This window comes from Natrinema soli, assembly GCF_028618695.1.
On the sequence record NZ_JAQIVI010000590.1, the window covers coordinates 1 to 5,250 of the forward strand.

8 protein-coding genes and 1 pseudogene are annotated in these 5,250 nt (G+C 65.3%); 1 reads left to right on the plus strand and 8 read right to left on the minus strand.

Features of this window, described 5'->3' with window-relative positions:
- The 8 genes and pseudogenes from PGX04_RS27170 to PGX04_RS27205 all read right to left on the minus strand — a co-directional run.
- Positions 1-334: pseudogene (locus PGX04_RS27170) on the minus strand (DUF91 domain-containing protein); the annotation flags it as partial.
- Positions 335-444: 110 nt separating this feature from the next.
- Positions 445-675: an Lrp/AsnC ligand binding domain-containing protein gene (locus PGX04_RS27175; RefSeq protein WP_273741341.1), complete on the minus strand. Its 231-nt coding sequence runs from the start codon at positions 673-675 to the stop codon at positions 445-447.
- A 54-nt stretch (positions 676-729) separates the two neighbouring features.
- A complete protein-coding gene (locus PGX04_RS27180) occupies positions 730-1,434 on the minus strand; it encodes a hypothetical protein (RefSeq protein ID WP_273741342.1) in 705 nt (234 codons plus the stop codon).
- A gap of 113 nt (positions 1,435-1,547) precedes the next feature.
- On the minus strand, positions 1,548-2,714 hold the full coding sequence (locus PGX04_RS27185; protein WP_273741343.1) for a DUF7345 domain-containing protein: 1,167 nt from the start codon (positions 2,712-2,714) through the stop codon (positions 1,548-1,550).
- Between the two features lie 110 nt (positions 2,715-2,824).
- Positions 2,825-3,073 carry a hypothetical protein gene (locus tag PGX04_RS27190; protein ID WP_273741344.1) on the minus strand — a complete coding sequence of 83 codons (249 nt, stop codon included), beginning with the start codon at positions 3,071-3,073 and terminating at the stop codon, positions 2,825-2,827.
- Between the two features lie 105 nt (positions 3,074-3,178).
- On the minus strand, positions 3,179-3,529 hold the full coding sequence (locus PGX04_RS27195) for a hypothetical protein (RefSeq protein WP_273741345.1): 351 nt from the start codon (positions 3,527-3,529) through the stop codon (positions 3,179-3,181).
- A 238-nt stretch (positions 3,530-3,767) separates the two neighbouring features.
- A complete protein-coding gene (locus tag PGX04_RS27200; protein ID WP_273741346.1) occupies positions 3,768-4,142 on the minus strand; it encodes a hypothetical protein in 375 nt (124 codons plus the stop codon).
- A gap of 10 nt (positions 4,143-4,152) precedes the next feature.
- Positions 4,153-4,686: a hypothetical protein gene (locus tag PGX04_RS27205; RefSeq protein WP_273741347.1), complete on the minus strand. Its 534-nt coding sequence runs from the start codon at positions 4,684-4,686 to the stop codon at positions 4,153-4,155.
- Positions 4,687-4,972: 286 nt separating this feature from the next.
- Here PGX04_RS27205 and PGX04_RS27210 point away from each other — a divergent pair.
- Positions 4,973-5,250, plus strand: a 278-nt coding sequence (locus PGX04_RS27210) for a DJ-1/PfpI family protein (RefSeq protein WP_273741348.1), incomplete at its 3' end; no start/stop codon positions are given.

Consider the following 5,250-nt stretch of genomic DNA (forward strand, 5'->3'; position numbering starts at 1 on the left):
GCACGAGCGCGCCCTCGCAGTCGGGACACGTCCCGATGGGCGTGCCGGCCGCCGAGGACGGGTAGTGGGCGAACCCGTCCTGGTCGTGAGTGGCGATCCGCAGCGTCTGGGTGTCCTTTTTCGCGACGAGGGTGAAGCCGCCGGTGCGATCGCTCGAGACGCTCTCGGCGCGGGTCAGCCACGCGACGGGCTGGTAGCCGTCGGTGTCGTGGACGAGAATGGTGTTGTCGGGTTTGACGATCGTCGTCACCCGGCCGCGGTACTCCTGTCGGTCGTCGCCCTCGGCGATAACGGTGCAATCGCCCGCGAGGACGCGGATCGCGTCGTCGATCATGGCCTGTCTGGCCGCGGGTTCGTACTTAAAGTCGCGGACGAGTGGACGGCGTCCCTGTCCGATCGGCGTCGCGTGATCGGCGCGCTCACCGGTTCATACAGCCGGCCGTCTCAGTCGAGACGGATGTACGTTCGCGTCGTCCCGACCCCCTCGAGCGGCCGAACGGTGTCGGTGATCGTCTCGAGGATGTCGTGTGAGTCGTCGCCCGTCAACTCGACCATGACGTCGAAGTCGCCTGCGAGGACGTGTGCGTCGATCACCTCCTCTGCATCGCACAGAGTCTGACACACCTCCTCGGCGGTTCCAGTTGCGGTATCGATCATCGTATACGCGTCGACCATCTCACCGCTCTACGGAACCGAGCGGCAAAAAACGGGTGTGCGCCAGCCGCCGGTTCACGCTTCGCTCGACTCCGCTGTCGCCTCGTCGTCACCGCTGACGCCCGCTTCGTCGGTTCGATTTTCACCGCCGACGTCGATCGGACTACCGGGGTCGCGGTCGGGACCGAGCGACCGTTCGCCGTCGTCCCCGGCGATCGATCGAGCGATCTCCGCGGTCTCGGGTCCGCCGAGGTCGCCGGCGCGGTCCCGAAGCATTTGAATCGATTCGACGTCGATACCGCGCTCGGTGAGCACCGCTTCGGGGAGTCCGGCTGCGGTCGTCTCGGCCGTCGCTGCCTGTCGCTCGAGGGTCCGCATCTCGACGACGGTCGTCGCGACTTCCGCGCGATAGCGCCCCTCGCTGATCTCGCCGGCCTCGCGGGACTCGTTCAGGTCCTCGAGTCTCCCCTCGAGTTTGGCGAGGCGCGCTTCCGTCTCGTCGAACTGCGCGGCGACGACGGCCGCTTTCGACTCGTTCGTCGCGGCGTTTGCGATCCGCACGCCGAACGCTCGTTCCGACACGTCACCCTCGATTTCGGCGTTCTGGACGCCGACGGCGGCGGCGAACTGTTCGCCGGGTTTGATCGACTCGTTTCCTGCCTCGGAATCGCTTGTCGCCTGTCCGCTCGCGCTCGAGGAGATGCTCGCCGCAGCGAGGGGAACCGCTATCGCGGCGACGACGAGTACCGCTGCCAGCGTGATCGATATGGTTCGGTTCATTGGTGGAAGTCGTACTTGCGTAGTGATAGCCACTCGAGTCGATGACTTGGGTTCATCGACGGTTTCCCCCATTCAACGCCGTTTTCGATCTGCTCCCGTCCGGCGATTTCGTCTCATTTCGGTTCGTCACCGCCGATATTCGTCGTGACGGGATCGTCCGCGTCGGGCAGCGAGAGCACGTTTTCGCGACCGAGGCGGAACGACTCGAGTTCCCCCTCATCGCGGAGCGCGCTGACCACTTTACTGGTCTTCGCGTCGGTCCAGTCGAGTTCTTCGACAACCGCCTGCTGTTTTATCCGGCCGCCGTTACCTTCGACGAGCCGGAGGACCTGTTCTTCGTTGGTGAAGAGCGCCGGATCCGGCGCTGCGGTCGCACTCGAGTCCGCCGATTCGTCGGCCGTCGCCGACGCCGATGTCGATGCCGTCGCGGATCCCGAACCAGATCCGGGGGTGCGCTCCGGATCGGTACCGGGCCCGGGAGCCCCGTCTCCGTCGGTCGTTTGCCCCGCCCCAGACGTGCGGTTGCGGTACCACCACATACCGCCAGCACCGAGGCCGGCCACGACAGCGACGATTCCCGCGATCATCGTCGTGCTGGCCCCGGTCCCGCCGCTGGCGGCGGTAACGACGACTCGCGGTTCGCCGGAGACGAAGTCCGTCTCGCCGCCCCGCCAGATCACCGCGTTCTCGCGTTCGTCGTCCGGATCGGGCGTCACAGACGTTCGCTCGTAGCCGTCCGGCCACTCGAGCAGCAATCGGGTCCCGTCGTCGAGATAGATTCCCTCGACGGCGTCACCGGCGCGGATCTCGTCGCCCTCGACGGCGGCGAACCCGTCCCAGCGGAACGAGTATCTGACGACGCCGTACTCGCGTGCGAGCGACTGTCGCGCGGTACTCACGCTGAACTCATCCGCGGCCATCTCGCGGCCCGTCGCGTTGCTCGCCGTCGAAACCGTCTCGTCCATCCGGTCGGCGAACGACTGCGTGTGATTTTCGGGATCATCCCGAATGTCCGCTTGCAGCGACTCGAACCCCTCCGTGCTCTCGTTGTCGTCGAGGCGGACCCAGAACTCGACCGTCCACTCGGCGGTCCCGTCGGGCTCGAGTGCGACGTCCATTCGGACCTCGTCCGCGTCGATCTGGTCCTGCTGGAGCGTAAACGGACTCGGTTGGGGCTGGCCGGCGTTCGTGGTTCCGGTGGCAGCAACAGCGACGACCGGTCCCGATCCGCCGAGGAGCGCCGCGGCGACCACGATCGCGACGCCGGCGCGAACGTTCATACGTGTCGGTACTTGCCACTTCGCTTAAAACATACGAAAGTCCTACTACGGCGTGTGACCGCCCGTAAACGTTCGATCCGTCGATTCAGTTCGAAATTGAAAACTTCGAGTCAATTCCCGTTATCGTTCAGTCCGGGCGCACCGCTGCCGGCAGTGAGGTCCCGAACGACTTCGCCGAGCGAATCGATAACGCCACTGACGGCGTCAGTTATCGTCCCGAGAACGTCGGAGACGAACTCCGGTACCGAATCCGGAAGGTTGTCTGGTGGCCCATCCGCTGGCTGTGCTGTGACGGCTCCCGTTGCGCCGGTGAGGAGCGTGAGCGCAACCGCGATCGCGAGTATCGTTTGTCTTTGCATCACGACCGGACGGAAGGCTCTCACCCACATCAACCGGTCAGTTCGTGACCTCGATTTGATCCGATTTGGGCCGAATGTCGACCGTTTTCGGTCGACTGCGGATCACTACGCGCCGGGAACGCCGAACGCTCCGACGCCGAGGCCCAAGACGGCGTTGAGAACCAAGAGGATGACGAGCGCGGCGAGCCAGGCGATGAACCCGATGGCCGCGGCCGTTCCCCAGCCGCCGGGGTACCGCCAGTTGATCACCCAGACCCAGGCGATCAGTGCCAGTATCGGGCCCAGAAGTGGTACCCACGACGTTAGCGCCCACGCGATCGCTCCGAGGAAGGCCGTGACGATCGCGTGTGAATAATCCTCAACGTCGACGATGAGTCGCGCGCTGACGAAGATCGCCAGCCCACCGATGAGCAGTGCGACGACGAAGGCAACGAGCGATCCGATGACGGAGACCATGTGAAACACTTCACCGTCCAGACGATTATAGTAATCCCTTTCAGTACCGCCGCTGGCGCGTCGACGGCGGCTGGACCGTCAGCACGGACGCTGACTCTCCCATCGGAAGCGACTGATACAGCGTGAATACTGCTATCGCGGTCGGCATCGATACTACTGCAGTCGTTTCTGACGTCAGTAGGCGAGGTTCGGTGGAGGAACGCGTCAGCGGGGAGGAGAGCGTCGGCGGGACCGCAATTCAGGCACCCGGCACGCCGAGTGCCGAGACCGAACCGATACCGACCAACTCGAGGGCGGCGAGGACGACGACGGCCGCCGCCCAGGCGGCGATACCGGTCGCACTGGATCCGATCCAGCCGACTCGGTAGCGCCACTTGACGACCGCGACCCAGGCGACGATCGCCAGCAGCCCGCCGAGTAGCGGTATCGACTCGAGGAGCGCCCAGGCCAGCGCGCCGAGCAGTGCGGTCACCACCGCATGGCCATAGTCTCGAGCGTCAGCGACGACGCGGGCGGCGACGTGGAGGGCCAGACCGCCGACCAGCAGGCTCACGGCGAACGTCAGCACCCGGTCCTCGAGACCGAGCACCATCGGCGAAGCCGGTGCGGGCATGGGGAGTCAGTTACGCGTCAGACTGGTCGTCGCTATCGGACGACTCGTTCTGTTCGCCGTCATCAGTCTGTTCGCCGTCGGTTTGCTCGTCGTCGGTCTGCTCGTCATCTCCTATCTGTGTCTCGTTGTCGGCGGCGTCGTCTTCGTCGGCGTCGTCAGCCTCGCCGCTCTCGTCGATATCTTCGCTTTCGTCGGTGTCGTCAGTTTCGTCGTCACCAGGCGTCACCGCACTGATGGCGTCGCCGAGCGTGCCCTCGAGGTCACCGCTCAGGAACGACGAAATTCGGACGTGGATTTCGGACACGTGATCGGGGACCTGATCAGGGAGGTCGACGGCGGGCCCCTGTCCGTTCCGTTCGTCGGCGGCACCGCCGGCAGCGGCCCCGTTCTCGCTTCGATCCTCGCGGTCGTCTGCGTGCGCTTCGTCGGTGCTATCCGCGCCCCCGTCTACGGAGACGGGTGCACTTCCGGGCGCTGCAGCGGCGAAGCCGGTTGCCGCGATCAGTACTGCGCAGGCAGCTGCGATGAGCGTCGTTCGTTTCATGGCTTGCATCCGACTCTCGGTGGCCGGATGAACTTGAAGGGGGTGCGTCGTGTATCCGGTTTTCGAGCGTTTGAAGCCGCTTTGCGGACGTTTTCGCGGGTTTGAACCCGTTCAACGCGGATCGAATCGGATCACACCGGTGACGGTCGGCGGGTCACACCGTCCCGACGAATCCGAGGAGCCGACGCGGCGGCGCGTCGGCGACACGACGACTCGAGGGCCGTCCCCTCGAGTCAATATCTAGCACGGTCACAACGGGTTTCTACGGTGCGAGCGACGCTTACGTATGGTCGACCTGACTGCCGAAATCGTCCTGTTCGAGGGCTTCGACGAACTCGACGCGATCGGTCCCTACGAAGTGTTGCAGAACGGTGCCCAAGCCGGTGCGTCGCTCGAGACGCGGCTGGTCACGCTCGCGGAAACCGATCTCGTGACGGCGAGTCACGGCCTCCGCGTCGAGCCGGACGGAACGATCGGCCGACCGGATCTCCTGCTCGTTCCCGGCGGCGGGTGGACGACCGCGAACAGCGGCGTCCGGGTCGCCGTCGAGGACGAGAGCCTGCC